The organism is Paraclostridium sp. MRS3W1 (assembly GCF_032465715.1).
Lineage (GTDB): Bacteria > Bacillota > Clostridia > Peptostreptococcales > Peptostreptococcaceae > Paraclostridium > Paraclostridium dentum.
In genome coordinates this window covers 66,674-86,725 of record NZ_JAWDJM010000040.1, presented here as the reverse complement: position 1 = coordinate 86,725, position 20,052 = coordinate 66,674, and the positions used below count along the sequence as shown (strand labels likewise).

Annotated in this window: 21 protein-coding genes and 1 other annotated feature; of the genes, 15 read left to right on the top strand and 6 right to left on the bottom strand. The window is 26.3% G+C overall.

The genetic code is table 11. The features are described from left to right. Positions 1-118: 118 nt before the first annotated feature. Together RWY47_RS03565 and RWY47_RS03560 are read right to left on the bottom strand one after the other, a co-directional pair. Positions 119-526 carry a hypothetical protein gene (locus RWY47_RS03565; RefSeq protein WP_021428076.1) on the bottom strand — a complete coding sequence of 136 codons (408 nt, stop codon included), beginning with the start codon at positions 524-526 and terminating at the stop codon, positions 119-121. A gap of 210 nt (positions 527-736) precedes the next feature. Further along, entirely contained in the window at positions 737-1,195 is a 459-nt protein-coding gene (locus RWY47_RS03560) for a MarR family winged helix-turn-helix transcriptional regulator (protein WP_224170930.1), read from the bottom strand. A 198-nt stretch (positions 1,196-1,393) separates the two neighbouring features. Here RWY47_RS03560 and RWY47_RS03555 point away from each other — a divergent pair, with 198 nt between their 5' ends. Then, positions 1,394-1,906, top strand: coding sequence for a DUF3189 family protein (locus RWY47_RS03555; protein ID WP_224170929.1), 513 nt, complete (start codon positions 1,394-1,396; stop codon positions 1,904-1,906). Positions 1,907-1,956: 50 nt separating this feature from the next. On the opposite strand, the gene RWY47_RS03550 is transcribed toward RWY47_RS03555, so the two are convergent. Continuing rightward, positions 1,957-2,442, bottom strand: a complete 486-nt coding sequence (locus RWY47_RS03550; protein WP_021428089.1) for a DUF2798 domain-containing protein — start codon at positions 2,440-2,442, stop codon at positions 1,957-1,959. 159 nt (positions 2,443-2,601) lie between these two features. Between RWY47_RS03550 and RWY47_RS03545 the strand changes: the two genes are divergently transcribed. The 6 genes from RWY47_RS03545 (at position 2,602) to RWY47_RS03520 (ending at position 8,703) form a co-directional block, all read left to right on the top strand. Continuing rightward, positions 2,602-3,036, top strand: coding sequence for a MarR family winged helix-turn-helix transcriptional regulator (locus tag RWY47_RS03545; protein ID WP_224170928.1), 435 nt, complete (start codon positions 2,602-2,604; stop codon positions 3,034-3,036). 78 nt (positions 3,037-3,114) lie between these two features. Next, a complete protein-coding gene (locus RWY47_RS03540; RefSeq protein ID WP_021428085.1) occupies positions 3,115-3,867 on the top strand; it encodes a rhamnosyltransferase in 753 nt (250 codons plus the stop codon). 171 nt (positions 3,868-4,038) lie between these two features. Then, complete coding sequence (locus RWY47_RS03535) at positions 4,039-4,887, top strand: MerR family transcriptional regulator (protein ID WP_316030236.1); 849 nt, start codon at positions 4,039-4,041, stop codon at positions 4,885-4,887. Positions 4,888-4,900: 13 nt separating this feature from the next. Beyond that, positions 4,901-5,572, top strand: coding sequence for a methyltransferase family protein (locus RWY47_RS03530; protein ID WP_224170926.1), 672 nt, complete (start codon positions 4,901-4,903; stop codon positions 5,570-5,572). Positions 5,573-6,070: 498 nt separating this feature from the next. After that, complete coding sequence (locus tag RWY47_RS03525; protein WP_168932611.1) at positions 6,071-7,597, top strand: M4 family metallopeptidase; 1,527 nt, start codon at positions 6,071-6,073, stop codon at positions 7,595-7,597. Positions 7,598-7,736: 139 nt separating this feature from the next. Further along, positions 7,737-7,991: a binding site (T-box leader), on the top strand. A gap of 145 nt (positions 7,992-8,136) precedes the next feature. Then, the gene (locus tag RWY47_RS03520) at positions 8,137-8,703 is read left to right on the top strand and encodes a tryptophan transporter (RefSeq protein WP_224170925.1); all 567 of its coding nucleotides are present in this window, start codon (positions 8,137-8,139) and stop codon (positions 8,701-8,703) included. 69 nt (positions 8,704-8,772) lie between these two features. Here RWY47_RS03520 and RWY47_RS03515 read toward each other — a convergent pair whose 3' ends face one another. After that, on the bottom strand, positions 8,773-10,152 hold the full coding sequence (locus RWY47_RS03515) for a GntP family permease (protein WP_224170924.1): 1,380 nt from the start codon (positions 10,150-10,152) through the stop codon (positions 8,773-8,775). A 383-nt stretch (positions 10,153-10,535) separates the two neighbouring features. On the opposite strand from RWY47_RS03515, the gene RWY47_RS03510 reads away from it, so the two are divergent. The 5 genes from RWY47_RS03510 to RWY47_RS03490 all read left to right on the top strand — a co-directional run bounded on the left by RWY47_RS03510 (position 10,536) and on the right by RWY47_RS03490 (position 14,627). Next, on the top strand, positions 10,536-11,858 hold the full coding sequence (locus RWY47_RS03510; RefSeq protein ID WP_316030235.1) for a hypothetical protein: 1,323 nt from the start codon (positions 10,536-10,538) through the stop codon (positions 11,856-11,858). Positions 11,859-12,084: 226 nt separating this feature from the next. Next, a complete protein-coding gene (locus RWY47_RS03505) occupies positions 12,085-12,441 on the top strand; it encodes a phage holin family protein (protein ID WP_021428015.1) in 357 nt (118 codons plus the stop codon). A 159-nt stretch (positions 12,442-12,600) separates the two neighbouring features. Next, the gene (locus tag RWY47_RS03500) at positions 12,601-13,041 is read left to right on the top strand and encodes a MarR family winged helix-turn-helix transcriptional regulator (protein ID WP_021428075.1); all 441 of its coding nucleotides are present in this window, start codon (positions 12,601-12,603) and stop codon (positions 13,039-13,041) included. Positions 13,042-13,058: 17 nt separating this feature from the next. Next, complete coding sequence (locus tag RWY47_RS03495) at positions 13,059-14,420, top strand: MATE family efflux transporter (protein ID WP_021428027.1); 1,362 nt, start codon at positions 13,059-13,061, stop codon at positions 14,418-14,420. Positions 14,421-14,444: 24 nt separating this feature from the next. After that, entirely contained in the window at positions 14,445-14,627 is a 183-nt protein-coding gene (locus RWY47_RS03490) for a (2Fe-2S)-binding protein (RefSeq protein ID WP_025162692.1), read from the top strand. Between the two features lie 51 nt (positions 14,628-14,678). Here RWY47_RS03490 and RWY47_RS03485 read toward each other — a convergent pair whose 3' ends face one another. Continuing rightward, positions 14,679-15,353: a zinc-ribbon domain-containing protein gene (locus tag RWY47_RS03485; protein WP_021428010.1), complete on the bottom strand. Its 675-nt coding sequence runs from the start codon at positions 15,351-15,353 to the stop codon at positions 14,679-14,681. 276 nt (positions 15,354-15,629) lie between these two features. Here RWY47_RS03485 and RWY47_RS03480 point away from each other — a divergent pair, with 276 nt between their 5' ends. The 3 genes from RWY47_RS03480 to RWY47_RS03470 all read left to right on the top strand — a co-directional run bounded on the left by RWY47_RS03480 (position 15,630) and on the right by RWY47_RS03470 (position 18,245). Next, on the top strand, positions 15,630-16,685 hold the full coding sequence (locus RWY47_RS03480) for an ABC transporter substrate-binding protein (protein WP_150841719.1): 1,056 nt from the start codon (positions 15,630-15,632) through the stop codon (positions 16,683-16,685). A gap of 190 nt (positions 16,686-16,875) precedes the next feature. After that, complete coding sequence (locus RWY47_RS03475) at positions 16,876-17,283, top strand: bacteriohemerythrin (RefSeq protein ID WP_021434295.1); 408 nt, start codon at positions 16,876-16,878, stop codon at positions 17,281-17,283. 131 nt (positions 17,284-17,414) lie between these two features. Next, positions 17,415-18,245, top strand: coding sequence for an aldo/keto reductase (locus RWY47_RS03470; protein WP_150841718.1), 831 nt, complete (start codon positions 17,415-17,417; stop codon positions 18,243-18,245). A gap of 106 nt (positions 18,246-18,351) precedes the next feature. Here RWY47_RS03470 and RWY47_RS03465 read toward each other — a convergent pair whose 3' ends face one another. Further along, the gene (locus tag RWY47_RS03465; protein WP_224170922.1) at positions 18,352-19,779 is read right to left on the bottom strand and encodes an MDR family MFS transporter; all 1,428 of its coding nucleotides are present in this window, start codon (positions 19,777-19,779) and stop codon (positions 18,352-18,354) included. Positions 19,780-20,052: the final 273 nt, after the last annotated feature.

The window sequence follows — 20,052 nt, the reverse complement described above, 5'->3', positions numbered from 1 at the left end:
AATAATATCTATAAAAAAAGATTGTATAAATTAAAAATATACAATCTTTTTCTGATTATTGAAGTTAGAGTTTAAGCTGTGATTTTAAATTTAACAAAATTAAAATTCAAAATAAATATTATGATACTTTTGCTAATATATCCTTAGTTATTCTTTTTTTAGTTAATTTATCTTTCATAAAACCAAAGAAAGTAGTAATAAAAATAGCTCCTGTTACCATTATAGAAATATTCCATGGCATAAATGATTTATTCATAGTCATTATCACATTAACCCTGAACCAATTTTGAAAAGGAATACCGATTCCAAGTAAAACTGCAAAAAAGAGAATTTTTCTTATTAATTTTTTCCCTTTCATTTTCTTTATTTGGCTATTAACAAATAGTCTTAAAGAGCCTACTCCACAACCAACAAAAAAGAATATTACTAAAAATGATTTTATGCTTTCATTCAATAAAAATGCTTTTGAAATTAAAGATAGAGCAATTAAGAATGTACATCCCATTACAATGTATGATTTTTTCAATAGTTTTCACCTCAACAATTTTTAGATTTAACTTATATTTAGCAAGTAATTTTAAAAATTTTTAAATTACTTGTTTTGATATTTTCATAGCATATTAATTAGGTAACCTAACTAATTAATATGCTAACATGTTTATAATAATTAGTCAATATTAAATAGCTTAGATTTTATTGAACTAAAAAATAGTAGACCAAAATAGAAATTTACTTTCTATTTTGGTCTACTATACCATTCAGTGAAATAGATGTTAACTATATCTAATAATTCAATTAATAATTTGCTTTTTTCTTCTCCTAATATTTCTATAACTCCAGAAAATAAAGAATTAAAGTATTTTTTTAAATCCTGTACTATTTTCTTTCCATCATCAGTTAAAGTTATTTCAATAAACCTTTTGTCATTTTGACTAACATGTTTTTCTAAATAACCTTTATTAATTAAATTTTTTACGAATTCAGTAGTACTGGGAGAAGTAATAGATAGATTTTTACTAATTTCTGAAATATTAACTTTACATTTTTTTTCCTCATGAAGAAATTCGACACAAAGCAAAACCCGAGCTTCGCTTTTTTTTATTCCCATGATAGTTTGATTATGTCTTTCAATTCTTGCTAAGTTTTCAAATGTGTCTATAAATTTTTTTATATCTATATTTGATTGTTTATTCAAAGAAACTCACCTCATTGAGTATATGTTAATTTATTATGATAAATTTGTCCATGTATTTACAAGTTTTTATTTTAAGATTTACTGTAAATATTTAAACTGAAATTTATTATTTAATATGTAAAAATGTTTAATATTTACATATAATGCATATACTACTTTTATTGAAAAAAACAAACAATAAGAAAACGGGTGATTTTAATGATATACATATATAATTGTTACGGAGGAACTCATTCCTCTATAATAGCAGTTGCGTATCACTTGGAGATGTTAGATGAGAATAGAGAACCAACTAAGGATGAAATATTGAATCTACCAAACTTTAATAAGTTGGTATATGGAAATCGTGGAGAACTTTTTCACTATGGAAGTGATAAAGATGGAAATGAAGTTTATGCTATGGGAAGAGGGCGTTCTAAGATTTTAATTCCTGGATTATACAATTTAGCATCTATGCTACATAAACAAAATTTATTAGACGAAAAAATAATATTTTCTAACACTTCACCAACAGTTCCATTACCAATGACACTTGGAGGGTTATTCTCCAGATGGCTAAAAATTGATTTTATAGGAGTTCCTTTACTTATAAAGGGAGTAAAAAAATCATATAAAGATGTTATACAACTTGTAAATGATACAAAGAGTATAGCAAATGAAGATAAAGAAACTGTAATTATTTTAGACAATAAAGATGTGAATAAAAAATAGCTTTAATCCAAATTTAAAGGGTTAAGGCTATTTTTATATTAACTTAATTATTACACAGCTTTTTTTTGACTATCGATATGTGTAATAGGAGGAAATAGCCTAAAGAATAAAAATCTCATTAAAGGGGATACAACTATTAAGTTTAAAGGTATTGCAAATATAAAATTTGTAAACATAGCAATAATATAAGCATAAATGAAGTTTGAAGATAATCCTATATTAGTAACTACTCCGAATAGTGACATCCAAATAACCATACCGCATCCTGTAAAAAATGACATACATAGCCCTACCTTTGCTATACTATCATTTGGTTTTAATATTTTACTCGAAATAAATTTTACAATTTTACCAACTATGAATATATCTCCTATTAGTGCATATACAAAAGCTAAAGGGAATCCCATTAATGCATGCTTAAATATATTTAATGAAAAACCTTCAATTATAGCTATATTATAGCAACTCATAATAAACACCATTGTTGTGCATATCATCAATATAAATATAAAATGTTCTTTTTTGTTTTTAAACAATTTAAATACCTCTCTTTTCTTATCATTGTCAACTTGGTTGACTAAAGTATGATATCATCTTTGGACTAAAAATGTCAACTAAGTTTACAAAAATTATATTGTTTATTTGCAAATTTATATATAATATATAAATAGATTTAATAAAAAAGGAGTATTAATATGAATTCAAATTTTCAGAGTTTAAATATAATAGATTTAATAAGTGAAAAGCATGCAAAACTTAGAAAAATGGTTATAGAAACTTGGGTTGAAATGGGAGAAGAAAGAGTCACTGATACAGAATCATATATGCTTGCGCTGATTGAAAAAGATAAATTAACAGTGGCGCAGATTGGAAGGATAATAGGGATATCACGTCAAGGGGTTCATAAATGCGCAAAAGGTTTAATTGAAAGAGGCTATATTATGATAGAAAATAAAGATATAAATTCTAGAGGCAAGGTGCTTTGTTTGACTGAAAAAGGATTTAGGTTTTGTAAAGAAACATTAATTTTAAAAGAGAAATTTCAAAATGAAATTATAAATTCTATAGGTGAAGAGAAATTTCAAATATTAAAAGATTGTTTAATCCAAAATTGGTTTGAGACTTATTAACATAAAGAATCTATAGTTCATAGTATATTAGTAAATGTCATATTATGCGAAATATATTTTAAAAAGGAGTGCCTAAGTATGAATAATGAAACTGCTATGATTGTAGATATACCCTTTAATACAGATACAAACCCGTTTTGGCCAGAATTTGATGATAGATTTATTGATGTAAAAAAACAATCAAAAACAAAAGATTGGATTGATTATAGAATAGATATATTTATGAAATATACGGGTAAAAGCTTGATTAATCAAACTAATCAAGACTTTAAATGTGTTGTGAGATATGCAAAAGAAAGTGAAAATTTAATATTTGATGCATTATCTAAATATCCAAAACTTCCTGAAAATATAATTTTTACAGATGATGGAGATAGTTATATAGAAAAATTAATAGATGGATATAAATATATTTATCATATTAGGATCGATAGTGATAATATGTTTTCTAGTGACTATATAGAAGAATTAAGCAAGGTTAAATATCATGAAGAACTGCAATGCATATTAAGTCAAAATGGATATTTATATGATTCAAATGAAAATAGATTAGCTGATATGTTCCACACATCTCCTTCAGTTTATGCACTTGTATATACAGTAGATGATTTTATATGTGGGTTCCAACATCGATTAGAAAACAGTCATTGGGGTGCTGTTAAACTAGTGAAAGAAGTGATTGAAAGTCATAGCTATGCGTTAATTACTCATAAAAAAAATATTGATAATAACTTTGACCTTATACTTCAAGTAGGATATCCGCTTATAAAGACGAAAGAAATGTTTGGAGAAGAAAAAGAAACAGTTTTAAAAGAGTTTAATTTAATATGAAAAATTAGGTGTTAAAGTAGAAGGTTAGTTATCAAATGATAATAACTCTTCTACTTTTTAATTTTTAAATAATATATATATAATTTGAACAATAATAATTAAAGGGCCAAATAAACTAGAAATTTTCAATTTAAAATTAAAATTGACTCCACCCTTAGGGTGGAGTTTATAATGAATTCACGGAGGATGAAGATGAAAAATCAAATTTTAATAGGGGATTTTGTTAAATTAACTAATAGTACGTTAAAAACTGTTTTGTATTATCATAAAATTGGATTATTGAAGGAACCTAAAAGGTCAAATAGCGGATATAGATTATATGGAGCAGAAGAGCTTAATCAAATGAGAATGATAAAGCACTTAAAAAACTTAGGCTTAGATTTAAAAAAAATAAAAGAAATTTTAGGGCATGCAAAGGATAATAAAAATATTACAGAAGTTATTAAGTCACTTCACTGTGAACTTTTAACTGAGAGAAAGAAAATAGATGAACAAATATCTAAAATTGAAACTTTATTAAACAAACAAGTTGAAGATGTAGAGGAAACTTTATTTGAATCGAGTTCATTTAGAGCTATTACAGAAACATTAAATCAGGATCAATTTGAAAATTATAAAAAATCTCATGAAGAGTTATTCAACCAACAACGTAACATATTTGGGGTTATGGATGATTTTCAGTGGGGAAAAAACTATAAAGAAAATTTTAGTGAAATGGCAAAATATTTTAAATTAAATCCTAAAAAATATGAAATAGCACTAGAGCTAGGCAATAGATTATCTAAATTAAAATATATGGAAGTAGATGATCCAGAAATTGAAAAACTTGCTAAAGAAGGAGCAGAATTTATAAAAAATGAACCAGTTTTAAAAGAAATGCTCTATGAAAAAGATGGATTTGAAATTACTAATGAAAATTTATTTGATGAAGTATCAAATAAATTTTTATCACCAGCTCAAATAAAACATAAAAAACTTATACAAGAATATTTAAATTATAACTGTGGAGATAAAAAATAGGGAGGAAACATTATTGAAGAATAACAATAAATCGAAGAAAAATTTATTTGCGGTTCCAATCATACTTACTGTATTTATGTGGATTATTTTATTTATTCCAGCAGGATCGATAAAATTTTGGGAAGCATGGATTTTTTGGTCAGGATTTTCAACAATTACTTTTTTTATAACTTTTTATTTTATAAAAAAGAATCCAGAATTTTTAGCAAGACGTGCAAAAGTTAAGCAAACAAAAGAAAGTATAAAAACACCTTTAATTTTAAAAGTATATTATTTGGGATTTATTTTACCCGGTATTGATTTTAGATTTCACTGGTCAAATGTAGAATTATGGATTGTAATCTCATCAAATATTATTGTGTTTGCATCATACATATTTATATTTTATGTTTTTAAGAAAAATAGTTATGCATCTACAGTTATACAGGTTGAGAATGAGCAAAATGTTATATCATCTGGCCCATATGCATTAGTTCGTCACCCTATGTATTTAGGAATGGTAATAATGTCATTATTTATGCCTATTGCACTTGGATCTTATATTTCAATTATACCTATGATTTTTATAATTCCCATAACTATAATCAGGATAAAAAACGAAGAAGAGATGCTTTTAAAAAATCTTAATGGATATAAAACTTATTGTTCAAAAATAAAATATCGTCTAATACCTTTTATTTGGTAAATTTAACAATTGATTTTAATGGCTTGTATCTAAGTGTATGAGCCATTTTTAGATTAAATCTAGATAATGAAAGTTAGCAATCTAAATATTTTTTTCTGGAAATAGTTGACAATCTAACTATACGTATATAATATCTATATTGAGAACAAACATAATTATGTTAAAGTAATAACCAAAATTTTGTATACAAAATCATTTTCAACAAGAAACAAATCTTTTATTTTCAATCTTTTACCAATAAAATAAATAAAAATAGATGTTTTTTTAAGTATTAATTTGTTGTTTATATAATAAATATAAACAATATTTATATTATTTTTTTATACCAAACTGTATTCTAAAAACATTCCTCTTAAATTTTTACAAAAACAAAAACTTCAAAATTGACAGTCTGAAGGCTTAACTAATATTTTTTATGCATTAATTTAATGTTATTTAAGTTAGGGTTAAAATTTTCAAAAGTATTAATTAAAAATTTAACAAGGGAGATGGGTTTTAATGTTTAAAAGAAATTTAGCTATTTTAACAATTGCAGGTTTATCATGCGGATTTTTAGCACCTACAGTAAGTTTTGCAGATAGTCAAACTAAGGAAGAATTGCCTCAAGCTTATAATGTTACAGCAGATAAAGATTTAAAAGATGTATTAAAAAATGTATCTGAAGATTACAAAGTAAAAGAAAATGCAGATCAATATGAATTAGTTAAAAAAGAAAAAGATGACTTAGGATTTACTCACTATACTCTAAAACCTAAAGCTGATGGTTATTTTGCAGATAAAGCTGAGGTTAAGATACACACAGATAAAGATGGAAAAGTTGTTTTTGTAAATGGGGATTTAGATCAAGGTAAATTGGAAGTTAAAAATGAAACTAAGATAGATAAAGATAAAGCTATTGAGTTAGCTTTTAAATCAATAGAAAAATCACGTGATGAAGTTAAAAACTTATCAGGTGAAGATACAATTCAAGATGCTAAAATTGTTGTTGATGAAAAAACTAATAGAGCTGTATATGCTTTAGATTTATCATATTCTGTTCCAGAGGCTGCTCATTGGTTAATTAAAGTAGATGCAGAAAATGGTAGTATAGTTGAAAAACAAAATGTTTTAGAAGAAGCAATTCAAGCAACAGGTACTGGAATTGGATCAGATGGACAAGTTAAAAACTTAAATATAACTGAAGATAATGGTAAATATCAATTAGTGGATACTACTCATAAAGGTCAAATAATAACTAAAAGTTTCGAAGCTTTTAAAGGTGATACAACAGTTGGAAATATTATTACAAATATAAAAAACTTCTTCGATCAAGATAAAGCAGCTGTAGATGCTCACTATTTTACAAATCAAGTTTATAACTACTACAAAGATACTCATAATAGAGAAAGTTATGATGGGAATGGCGCAGATATAAATTCTTATGTTCATGTTCCTGAAGAGGATGGAAGTAGTATGAGTAATGCTTACTGGAATGGCGTAGAGATGAGTTATGGTGATGGAAATAAAACAACAGAAAATGCTTTTACAGCAGCAAATGACGTTGTTGCACATGAGATAACACATGGGGTTACATCATCATCAGCAGACTTAGTTTACCAATATCAACCAGGAGCATTAAATGAATCATTCTCAGATGTATTTGGTTATTTTGTAGATAGTGATGACTGGCAAATGGGAGAAGATTTATATAAAACACCAGGTGAAGCTATAAGAGATTTACAAGATCCTACAAAACATGGACAACCAGCAAATATGAAAGACTATAAAAACTATAGTATATATTATGATAGAGGTGGAGTTCATATAAATAGTGGTATACCTAATAAAGCAGCATATAATACTATAACTAAAATAGGTAAAGAAAAAGCAGAGAAAATATATTATAGAGCTCTTACTCAATACTTAACAAGACAATCACAATTTAAAGATGCTAAAAGTTCTTTAATTCAATCAGCAAAAGACCTTTATGGTGATCAAGTAGCTAATGATGTTAAAGCTGCATGGGATCAAGTTGGAGTAAAATAATCTAAGTCTTAAAATAAATTAGTAAACTTTTTAATATATTGCTCATATAAATAAATCATATTAATTTATATATGAGTAGTTATTAAAAAATAAATTGACAAATAAAGTTGTATAGAATATTATTTAAAATAACTTTAATATAAATCCTAAGAAAAGGGATAGTAGCTAAATTTAGGTTCAATATAGAGAGCTGAGGGTGGTGGAATCTTGGCAAGAAGTGATTTAGTGAATGGGCCTTTGAGGAGTAAATTGAAATCACGGGTATGTGAGAGTAGACTTTACCGTGTGTCGCACGTTATAGCGAATAGGGTATGATGGTACCTGAAATTGAGTGATGTACAAATAATTTTTGTACGTAAATTAGGTGGCAACGCGGATAGACTCCGTCCTATTAATATAGGACGGAGTTTTTTAATTCAAAAAATTAAAGGTGGTGATAAATATGATGTGAACAGGTATCTCAAAAGACAGCGATTTATATCATTGGAAATTTACAATGAAAAATGATAACTATTTAAAAAAACTAGGAGGAAATAATTATGAAAACAAATACAAGAAAATTAGTTTTAAATTCCCTATTATTGGCGATTGGGCTACTATTGCATCAAATAACACCAACTATCGGCTTGCCAATTCAGCCAGATATGACATTGATAATGTTATTTACTATAATAATTTTAAATAAAGATGATTATAAAACTTCACTTGTATGTGGAGTGATAACTGGAATTTTTACTGCATTGACTACAAAGTTTCCAGGAGGACAATTACCAAATATATTAGATAAAGTTATTACAACAAATATAATATATGCTTTAGTATTTATTATGTATAAGTTTCCATTTATAAAAAAATTTAAAGAAAAAACTCAAGATTTTATAATATCTTTAATAATATTACAAATAGGAACATTAGTAAGTGGAACAACCTTTTTATTATCTGCATTAATTTTAGTAGGATTACCTGGGACGTTCAAATCATTATTTTTAGTAGCAGTAGTTCCTGCAGTTTTAATTAATTTAGTTTGTGGGTTATTTTTAATAAAAGTAGTAAGTATTTCTGTAAAAAGGATAGGATACAAGGATTTAAAAAGTATAAGTAAATAAGTTTTTAAAACATTAAATTATTTTTATATAAGAAGAGATATTAAAAAATAATAATCTCTTCTTATATAATTAAACTGCAAATTTAAGAGAAATTAATATTACAACTATAGTAGTTGTTAAAATAGGTATAACAACAGAAGTAACAAAAATATCTTTATAAGATTCTTTATGAGTTAATCCACAAATAGCAAGTGTGGTAATCACAGCTCCATTATGAGGTAGAGTATCTAATCCACCAGAAGAAAGAGAAGCTATTCTATGGAGAATTTCAGGAGAAATATTTAAAGCATGACTCATTTGTAAATAAGTAGGTGCAAGTGCATCTAGGGATATTCCAAGTCCTCCTGAAGCTGAAGCTGTAAGTCCACAAATCAAGTTTACTGATAAAGCTTCTGATATTATTGGATTTGATGAAATACCAAAAATAAATGTTTGAATAACGCTAAATACTGCCAATGATTTTATAACACTTCCATATCCAACAATTGCACTTGAATTAAGAAGTGGTCTGAAGGAATTAGAAACACCTATATCTAGAACTGATTTTAAATTTTTTATGTTTTTGTAGTTAGTTAATATTATAAATAAATCAGCTAGGACTATTGCGATTATAACACTCCAAGTTCCAGAAACATTACTTAAAGTAGTATTAAAGCTACTTAAATATTCACCATTTATATTTTCATAATAAACTTTTGAAAAGAACAAATTAGTAATAAAAATTATAATTATAGGGGTAATAGCTTTAAATATATTAGGTAAATTTTCATAATTTTCATCAATAGAACTATCATTATGTTTGCCGTAACCTTCGTTATTTTTTCTAGCAGATTTAACACGTTTAGTAATCCATAACATTCCCAGTGTTAGCATTAAGACACTTGCAAAAATTCCTATAATAGGGGCTGCAAATGTATCTGTACCAAAGTATTTCATTGGTATAACATTTTGAATTTCTGGGGATCCAGGCATAGCTGTCATTGTAAAAGTAAATGCACCAAGGGCTATAGTTCCAGGAATAAGTCTTTTAGGAATATCAGCTTCTTTAAATAACATAGATGCAATTGGATAAAGTATAAATGCAACAACAAATAATGAAACTCCTCCATATGTAAGAAGTGATCCAGATAGAACAACAGCTAATACAGATTTATTTTTTCCAAGTTTTTTAGTTATAAAATGAGCTATAGATTTTGCATATCCAGCTTCCTCCATTAATTTTGCAAAAACCGCACCGGTCATAAAAAGAGGGAAGTAGTTTTTTATAAAATTTGCAAATCCAACCATATATACTTCTGTATAATTTGCCATTAGATGGCTATCGAATCCTGTAGTAAGAATTATTGTTAATAGAGAAACTATTGGGGCCGTTATTATTGTTGAGTACCCTTTATAAGCAAGGTACATTATAAGTATCAATGATAAAATTAATCCTAAGATGCTAAACATTATTAATCAATGTCATAAAAATTATGACAATCTCCTTTCGTTATTTTATAAGGTATATGAATACCTATTTATTTTACCCGGTAAAAAATATATAAAACATTAATAATAATGATAATTATTTCTAATTTTAAAAATTAATCTAAAAGTAACTTTTATACTCTATATAAGCGCATGTAATAAAATAAGGAAAATATAGTGCTATAATTTATATGCAAGATGTATAAACAATTTACAAATTTTGACTAGGGGTGATCATTATATTTAGGGAAAATTTTAAAAAAATACTTATTTCTTTGATAACAAATCCAATATTGATACTTTTATATTGGGCATTTTGTTATGAATTATCTTCATTATGCATGTATGGAAGAATGAATAATAATATGTATATCTTTTTTTTATGCCTATTATTGATAATATGTATAGTTTTATTTACTATATTTAAAGTCACAAAAAACAAACACTATAAATATAGTAAAACAATTAGATTTAAATATATTTTTATTGTAATTATTTTAACTATAACATTATTTTACGGAGTTAAAATATACAAGAGCTCAGTAAATTATGGAGGAAAGTTATCATGGGTTATAGAACGATTAAAAAGTGAAAGAAAAGTAAAGTTTGAAAATAATAATATATATGAAGATGGTGTTGGAGGCATATTTGAAGACATTAATAAAAAATATAAATTGCCAAAAGAATTGTATATGTCAGATAACTTTTCATTAAAATTTGAACCAGATGGAACAATTACATCTTTTGATACATTTATATATGGTAAAGATGATAAAGGGAAAGAAAAAAGTTATTTAATAAGCTATGATAAAAATAAGTCTAAGGATATAACATTAATTTTAAATGGATATGCTAATCCCGAATATAACTATGATAAATTATTAAACCCATTAATCGAAACAGTTAAAGTTATTCCGGTTAAGGAAACTGTTGATAAGTGGAATCAAGATAGTTATGGATTAGTTTACTATGGAAAAAGAAATTGGGGATATAACTCGGATGGAATTATTAATATCAGTGAAAAGGGAGAATTATCAGGTGTTGAGCAAACAGATTCTAAAATTGTGGGATATACTGTATCTTTGTTTACTCCAGGTAACGAAGGCATAACTCCTGCTAGATATAATTTAGTAAACAATTCAAGCTGGAGTAAATCATGTTTACTTCCGCAGCCAGAGGATTATGAGCAGGAATCGAGAGGAGTAGATAAAAGTAAAGAACAATTTTATCTAACGAAAGAAGTAGGCTATAAAGTTAACTTAGTAGATAAAGCATTAGGAAGTAGTTTCTATTCACTTAGCAAGACTACTGATTCAGGTAAAATATGGGAAGTTATAAATGAAGATCCTTTTAATGGAACGATTGGAAGTGTTGGCGGAATTAAGTTTATAAATGATAAGATTGGATTTATAATTACAATAAGACCTTCTGGTACCGAAGGATCATTATATAGAACAGATGATGGAGGTTTATCCTTTAAACCTGTAGAATATCCTATACAGGAAGTAACATTAGATAATGGAGGAGTTATAAAGCCATTTGATATGCCAGGTATACCTTATGACAAGGATGGAGTTTTATATATGTCAATTGGACAAGGTCCAGATGGTGATTATAAAGGAAATATGGAAGCTCTTTATAAATCAAAAAATCAAGGTGAAACTTGGGAATTTGTAAACTTACATTAAAAAAGTATATTATAAATTTTAGAAAACCGTACTTATTAATAAGTACGGTTTTTATGTAAAAAAGTTAAAATTTGAAAGATAAAAACCATATAAGGGATATTTTGAAATAGAGTGGTTAAGATATGACTATAAAGTAGAAAAATAAAAATAGCATAAATTTAATTATTTATATCTACTTTATTATTTGTAAAAATAAAAAATTACTTTATTCGAAGGAGTGACTTTTATGGTACATGAAAATGGCAATAATAATAGTATAATGAGATGGATAGGAAGATTTCTATTAGTTGCAGTTATTTTAGTTATAACATCATTTGTAACACCTGGATTTACAATACAGGGTATATGGTCATTTTTATTAGCAGCTGTTGTAATTTCAGTATTAGACTATTTAGTAGAAATGTTTATGGGAGTGGATGCATCTCCTTTTGGAAAAGGCATAAAAGGATTTTTAATAGCAGCAATAATAATATATGCAGCTCAATTTTTAGTACCTAATATGGGAGTATCTATTATAGGTGCTTTATTAGCAGCTGTAGTTATAGGGATTTTAGATGCTATATTCCCTGCAAGAGCTATGTAAATAAGATATTAAAATAAAAAACACTAACTAACTTGGTTAGTGTTTTTTATTTTAATATAAATAGTTTTAAATAAAACTTTTTGTTTGAATATTATTTATGGTGGTATATAATAAAAAGTAAGATAGTTTTATTTAAAACTAATAAAAAGGGGAGATCTTATGAAAAATTTAAATTTTATAGAAAACTTAATGATTGTACACCATTTTACAAAAAATGTATTTAAATACTCTGCAATAAAAGAATTAGATTCTAATCTTAATGAAACACATGCAAAAATTTTATTGTTTGTTCATAAACATGAACACAAACAGATGAGTAAAATTAATGAATTTATAGGAATTCAAAAAGGGGCATTCACAACATCCGTGGATATTTTAATTAATAACGGATATGTGGTAAAAGTTAAATCAAAAAAAGATAAGAGATTTACAAACTTAGAATTAACTCAAAAAGGTGAACAAATAGCAGTTGAGTTAGAAGGAAATTTATATAAAAGTATAAATGATATGTTTGATAATATGGAAAATGAAGAGAAAAAGGAAATAAATGAAGCTTTAAATACACTATCAAGATTTTGTATAAAAAATAGAAGAAAGTGACAAATAGGAGGACAAAAATGGAAGATAAAAAAATCAGACTTTTAAGAGATGAAAAAGTTTCAAAAGCTATACTGAAATTATCAATACCTATGGTTATGGGGATGATGATTCAAGTTTTATATAATTTAGTAGATACTTACTTTATAGGTATGTTAAATGATGCAAATCAATTAGCAGCAGCAAATATATCTCTTCCTGTATTTATGATGCTTATGGCTATTGCAGGAATTGTAGGATCAGGATCGTCTTCATATATATCAAGATGTTTAGGAAATAAGGATTATGAAGAAGCGAATAAGACTATATCGATAGCGACTGGTATTTTGATTATAATGAGTATAATTGTTATGATAGCTGGGATATTTATGTCTCCTAATATTGCAAAAGGCTTAGGGGCAAATGAGGCAACTTTTAATTATACTTATAAGTATATATTTATAATGTTTATTGGAGCAATTCCTGTTATGTGTAGTTATGCATTAGGTCAACTTTTAAGATCAGAAGGAAATATAATGCAATCTGTAATAGGTCTTACATTAGGAACTGTTGTAAATATAGTTTTAGATCCAGTTTTTATATTTGGACTTAAGATGGAGATAACTGGAGCTGCAATAGCAACTATAATAGGTCAAACATCGACTTTACTTTACTTTATGTATGCATTTTTAAAAGGAAAAACTACTTTAAAAATAAATTTAAATAAATTTAAATATGATAAAAATATATTCAAAGAAATATTTACAATAGGAGTTCCTGCATCACTAAATCAAATGTTAATGGGTGTAGCAACTGTTATTGTAAATAATATAGCAGTAGGCTATGGAACATTAACTGTTGCAGGTATGGGAGTTGCTATGAAAATAATGACTATAGGAACATTTGTATTTATGGGATTCTCTGCTGGATGCCAACCATTAGTTGGGTATAACTATGGATGTAATAATATTCCTAGAGTTAAAGAGATTATTAAAAAAGGTATAATAATAACTTCTATAATAGGATTAAGCTTAGCTTTAATATTTGGAGTATTTGCTAATTCTTTAATAGGATTATTTACAAGTGAACCTGAGGTTATAAACAAAGGAGCTATAATACTTAGAGCTCTAATTATATCACTTCCTTTTGTAGGAGGTCAGATGATATCTACAACTTCAGCTCAATCTATGGGTAAAGTTGTTGTAGCATTTATATTATCTATATCAAGACAAGGATTACTATATATGCCTCTTTTAATTATATTAAACAAAGTGTTTGGGTTCTCAGGATTTATTTATGCTCAGCCTATAACTGATATGATTATGTTAACATTCTCAGCTATCTTATTATTTAAGGTGATGCCTAAAGAGGATAATAGTCATGAATTAAAAGAAGTAATTTAATATATATTGAATAGGAGTTATTAGATGGAAAATAATAGTTTAGTATGTTTATGCAAAGGTATAAGCAAAGAAGAAATAATTAGTGAAGTTAAAAAAGGATCTGTAAAATTAAAAGAAATTAAACAAAATACTACAGCAGGTACAGGGATATGTTGCGGAATTAGATGTAAGAAAAATATTAAACAGATAATAAGAGAATATAAATAGATTAAAACAGGGTTATGTTATAAAAACTTATAGCATAACCCTTTTAATTAACTAATAAAAATATGGACTAGACATTATAGATAATGTTAATCCAAAAAATGCTAGTATGAATATTAATATAGGGACTAAGAAAGTTAAAACAATTGGTAATACTAAGTTAGTTCCACCTTTAGATAAAAGTACTCTATGTTTTACATCTTCTTTAAGCTCATCAACAGAGCTTAATTGTTTTTGTACATGTTTTAGATATAAACTATTTCCATATAATCCACATACAATATATGTTCCTATATTTAAAATCCAACCTAAGAATGGTATACAGGAAAATATTATATTAACTATTATTAGTCCAACTCCATATCCATACATTTTTCTATAGAATAGCCAATTTGATGTAAGAAAGAATGATGCCCAGTTCCAAGATGTACTTTTTTCTAAATCTTGCATTTCTTTAAATTTTGGGATGTAATACTCAGTATTTTTTTGAATGAAATTTATCATATCATCATTTTCCCAACCTGCTTTTAAAGAACCATCCCCACTTATATCAGTAAATTTTTTATAAGTTTCATTGTTAGTAATAGTATCCTTAATATTTGTGGTAGCATCTTTTATTGAGTCTTCAATAGATTTTAAGCTATTTCCACAGTTCGTACAAAACTTATCTGACGATGAATTTTTATGTCCACATTTAGAACAAAATACAGTTTCATTATTTTTTTCCATTATACTCCTCCTTATAAAATTTATTTTCGACCTAAAAATTAAATAAATTCCCCTATAAAACATATTTCACAGGATAATAACATTATTAGACCTATGGTAACAAAACAGTTTAGATTATAATACAAAACTTTATTATTTTCAATGATAAATAACCATAAAATGGAATTATAAATTTAATATGAATATTATTTAATTAAAAACTGCAAAGTAAAGAAGATTGACTATTTATAGTTTGGGGTATTAGAATAATCTTATATTAAAGGAAAGGATTAAAGTATGAAAAAGACATTTAAATTATTAAGCTTATCAATTTGTATTTTATTGATGGGAGCATTTTTTGTTGGATGCAGCAAAGATTCATCTGAACAAATAAGTTTTCTTAATTATGGAGAAAATATAGACAAAGAAACAATAAAAGAATTTGAGAAAAAATATGGCATAAAGGTTAATGTTGAAACATTTGATGATATGGAAACAATGTATCAAAAAATTAGCAAAGGTGGAGTTAAATACGATGTTATTTTAGTATCTGATGCTTTAATGCCAAGAATGATTAAAAAAGGACTTATACAAGAATTAAATAAAGATAATATACCGAACATATCTCAAATGGATAAAGATTATTTAAATCTTCAAATAGATCCAGGAAATAAATACTCAGTACCGTATATGTTTGGAACAGTAGGTCTTATTTATAACAAAGATGTAGTTAAGGAAAAAGTGGATAGTTGGGATATCTTATGGGATGAAAAATATAAAGATAAAGTATTTATGTTTGATACTTATAGAGATACTATGGGAGCTGCTTTAAAGAAACTTGGATACTCTTTAAACTCGAAAAATCCAAAAGAAATAGAAGAAGCTAAAGAATTGTTGATAAAACAAAGAGAAACAGTAAATCCTATATATGGTGTTGATAATGGAACGACAATGATTCCAGCAGGAGAATCTGATATAAATATGATATGGTCAGGAGAAGGATTAAATCTTCAAGATGAGAATCCTAATTTAGTTTATGTAGTTCCTAAAGAAGGAGCAAATTTCTGGATAGACAGTTTATGTATACCTAAAAATGCGGAGAATGTTGAAGGAGCAGAAAAATTTATAAACTTTGTTAGTGATAAAGAAAGTGCGTTGAGAATAGCTGATGAAATTGGATACACTACTCCAAATAAAGAAGCTAGATTAGTTCAACCAGACAATGTAAAAAATAATCCAAATGCATATATGCCTAAGGAAATAATGGATAGATGTGAAATTTATGAAGATTTTCCAATGGATGTTAAAAAAATATATGATAATGCATGGGTAAATATAAAATCAGATAATTAATAAAAATAAAAAGATCTTTAAATAGATCTTTTTATTTTTATGTTTATAATATCGTTAAATTTAAATTTATGTAAATTTAAAATAGATATTTTCTATAGCAATTTTAATTAGGGTAATAGATTTAAAAATTAAAAGATGATATAATTTAGTAAAAATTACCAAAATAAGCAAAGGATTGCGAGGAGACAAAATGGCATATAAATGGACTGATGATTTACTAACTGGTAATATACAAATTGATACAGAACATAAAGAATTAATAAAAGCAATAAATGATTTGCTAGAAGCTTGTAGTAAAGGTAAGGGTAGAGCTGAATTAGAAAAGACAGTGAAATTTTTATCTTCTTACACTAGAACGCATTTTGGACATGAAGAAGTTTTACAGAAAAAATATAATTATCCTGATTACAATAATCATAAAAAGTATCACCAACATTTTATCGATACTGTTGATAATATACAGAAAAAGCTCTTAGCAGAAGGGCCAAGTATTGTCTTAGTAGGTGAAATTAATAGTAAGGTTGCTAATTGGATAATTAGTCATATAAAAAGAGAAGATGTAAAGGTTGCAGCACATATAAGAAATAATTCTAAATAATTAAAAGGAGGGTGTATTATTAAAAACATATATCCTCCTTTTTCATTTATTTTATCAGTTTATATTATGTAAGTTTACATAGTGATATAATATTAAAAAATGATTTAGATAACAAAAGGGAGGATTATTTTATGGACAAACAATTTACGAATTTAAGTAATGGAGTAAAGATACCTCTTGTAGGATTTGGTACATACAAGTCAGGTAATGATGAAGATACATCTGAAATAGTAAAGAATGCTCTCGAAATAGGCTATAGAATGATAGATACAGCTTCATTTTATGGGAATGAAAAAGGCATAGGTAAAGGCATAAAAGAGAGTAAAATAGATAGAGAAGAAATATTTTTAGTAACAAAACTTTGGAATGAAGATCATGGATATGATAGTACTATTAAAGCTTTTAATAAGTCGTTGAAAAATTTAGATGTAGATTATATAGATTTATATCTAATCCATTGGCCAAATAAATTAAATGTTGAAACATGGAAAGCTTTTGAATATTTATATTCTATAGGAAAAGTTAAAGCTATAGGAGTTTGTAATTTTAAAATAAATCACTTAGAAGAGTTAAAAAAGATTGCAACTATAATGCCAATGGTAAATCAAGTTGAGATGCATCCGTTTAGCATTAAAAGTGAAATGATTAGATATTGTAAAGAAAATGATATTCAAGTGATTGCATGGAGTCCTATAAGCAGAGGAAGAATATTTTCTAATGATCTAATGATTAACTTAGCAGAAAAATATAATAAAACAATAGCACAAGTAGTATTGAGATGGCATATTCAAAAAGGCGTTATACCTATTCCAAAATCATCAAATGAAAATAGGATAAAAGAAAATATAGGAATTTTTGACTTTGAAATTTCTACTGAAGATATTATAAAAATTGACTTATTGAATGAGGGGTATGATGTATCTGTATCTAAGCCACCTATGAATACAACATATAATGATTAAATATATTTTGACAATATTATTTCCCGGGACAAGTAAAAATTAAATACTAGCAACAAAAAAATGAAACTCTATATAGAGTTTCATTTTTTTTGTATATATTTTATATTTAATTATCATCTTTTTCTAATATGGATTTTTTGCTTATAAATATTCCTGCAATAAAGCAAATTAAAGCAATAAATACTAAAGCATAGAATATATTATGGACACCATTAAAAAATGCTTCCATTATTTGATAAGCGCTAGCTCCAGAAGAATATATATTATCTGCAGTTACATTTGAAATATCTGAATTTTTAAAGTAAGAAGATATACTTGAGTTCATTAATCCTCCGAATACACTAACTCCTATTGTTTGACCAAGTGTACGAATTAATGCATTTGTTGATGTTGCAGCTCCTCTTTTTTCATAAGTAACAGCATTTTGGATAAGTATGATAAGTGTATTAAGTACACCTCCAAAACCTGCACCCATGATAAATATTATAAGAATTAGATAAATTAAATTTGTATCTGGAGTGGTAAATCTAAGTAAATAACATGTTATTGCTAAGATTAAAATAGAACCTAGAATAACTTTTTTCTCTCCAAATTTTTTAAATAATTTTACTAAAATAAAAGAACTTAAAAGCCAAGTTATAGACATTGGCGCCATTAAAAGTCCAGAAATTTTTGCGCTATAACCTATAACATTTTGAGTGTATAACGGCATGTAAACCTCTATAACCATAAGTATAACAGCTACAAAGAAACCTATTAAATTTAGTAAAATTGTATCTTTCGAAAATATATCAAAAGGAACAATAGGTTCTTTTGATTTTTTTTCAATTAAGTAGAAAATTATAAGTGAAACTATAGTTAATATAGCATATATAATTTTTGTTGAACTAGACGTAGTAAATACACCTAATAATATTGAAACTATAGATATTGTTAAAAAAATTGATCCGAGATAATCAATTTTAGGATTACTATTTGATAATTTTTCCTCGAAATTTTTATTAAGAAGGAAAATAGATAAAATACCAAAAGGTATATTAATAAAAAATATCCAATGCCAAGATAAGTAATCTATGAAAAATCCTCCTATAAATGGGCCAAGTAGACTAGAAACACCCCATACTGTGCTTAGGCATCCTTGAACCTTAGAACGTTCCTCCAAATCAAATACATCTCCAACAATTGTGTATGTTACTGTGAGTATAGAACCGGCACCTATACCTTGTATTGCTCTAAATGCTATTAACTGAATCATACTTTGGGAAAATCCACATAAGGCACTACCTATTAAAAATATTACTATACCAATAGAAAGCATTTTTTTTCTTCCATAAAGGTCAGACATTTTTCCATAAATAGGAGTGGAGATAGCTGAGGTTAAAAGATATGAAGAAAAAACCCAGCTCATAAGATTATATCCATTTAAACTTTTTGCTATTGTAGGCATAGCTGTAGTTACAACAGTACCTTCAAATGCAGCAAGAAACATAGAAACCATTATTGCGATAATTATATTCCGCTTTTTTTTGCTCATAAAAAAACTCCTTTCTCAATTGTTACAAAAGATAAAATACCCATGTTATAAATTATATAACCTGAGTATTTTATCTTTACATTATACTACACAAAAAAACTTCATTAAACACAAAACCTGTAAATATTATTATATTTAACAAATTAGGAATATTATTTTTTATATTGTTAAATATAAATAAACAAGCAGTCAATCGATTTAACACAAATTTAACTTAGTGGTATAAAATGCTAAAATTATGTTAAATTTTTCAGAATAGTTGATTTATTTAGT

What these genes read in the sequence shown, in the direction of transcription:
- RWY47_RS03545 (WP_224170928.1), top strand. Translation starts at nt 2,602, where the DNA reads ATGAATTCAAATTTTCAGAGTTTAAATATAATAGATTTAATAAGTGAA.
- RWY47_RS03470 (WP_150841718.1), top strand. Translation starts at nt 17,415, where the DNA reads ATGGACAAACAATTTACGAATTTAAGTAATGGAGTAAAGATACCTCTT.
- RWY47_RS03535 (WP_316030236.1), top strand. Translation starts at nt 4,039, where the DNA reads ATGAATTCACGGAGGATGAAGATGAAAAATCAAATTTTAATAGGGGAT.
- RWY47_RS03515 (WP_224170924.1), bottom strand. Translation starts at nt 10,152, where the DNA reads ATGTTTAGCATCTTAGGATTAATTTTATCATTGATACTTATAATGTAC.
- RWY47_RS03495 (WP_021428027.1), top strand. Translation starts at nt 13,059, where the DNA reads ATGGAAGATAAAAAAATCAGACTTTTAAGAGATGAAAAAGTTTCAAAA.
- RWY47_RS03480 (WP_150841719.1), top strand. Translation starts at nt 15,630, where the DNA reads ATGAAAAAGACATTTAAATTATTAAGCTTATCAATTTGTATTTTATTG.
- RWY47_RS03475 (WP_021434295.1), top strand. Translation starts at nt 16,876, where the DNA reads ATGGCATATAAATGGACTGATGATTTACTAACTGGTAATATACAAATT.
- RWY47_RS03465 (WP_224170922.1), bottom strand. Translation starts at nt 19,779, where the DNA reads ATGAGCAAAAAAAAGCGGAATATAATTATCGCAATAATGGTTTCTATG.
- RWY47_RS03485 (WP_021428010.1), bottom strand. Translation starts at nt 15,353, where the DNA reads ATGGAAAAAAATAATGAAACTGTATTTTGTTCTAAATGTGGACATAAA.
- RWY47_RS03540 (WP_021428085.1), top strand. Translation starts at nt 3,115, where the DNA reads ATGAATAATGAAACTGCTATGATTGTAGATATACCCTTTAATACAGAT.
- RWY47_RS03520 (WP_224170925.1), top strand. Translation starts at nt 8,137, where the DNA reads ATGAAAACAAATACAAGAAAATTAGTTTTAAATTCCCTATTATTGGCG.
- RWY47_RS03555 (WP_224170929.1), top strand. Translation starts at nt 1,394, where the DNA reads ATGATATACATATATAATTGTTACGGAGGAACTCATTCCTCTATAATA.
- RWY47_RS03500 (WP_021428075.1), top strand. Translation starts at nt 12,601, where the DNA reads ATGAAAAATTTAAATTTTATAGAAAACTTAATGATTGTACACCATTTT.
- RWY47_RS03490 (WP_025162692.1), top strand. Translation starts at nt 14,445, where the DNA reads ATGGAAAATAATAGTTTAGTATGTTTATGCAAAGGTATAAGCAAAGAA.
- RWY47_RS03525 (WP_168932611.1), top strand. Translation starts at nt 6,071, where the DNA reads ATGTTTAAAAGAAATTTAGCTATTTTAACAATTGCAGGTTTATCATGC.
- RWY47_RS03505 (WP_021428015.1), top strand. Translation starts at nt 12,085, where the DNA reads ATGGTACATGAAAATGGCAATAATAATAGTATAATGAGATGGATAGGA.
- RWY47_RS03510 (WP_316030235.1), top strand. Translation starts at nt 10,536, where the DNA reads ATGTATATCTTTTTTTTATGCCTATTATTGATAATATGTATAGTTTTA.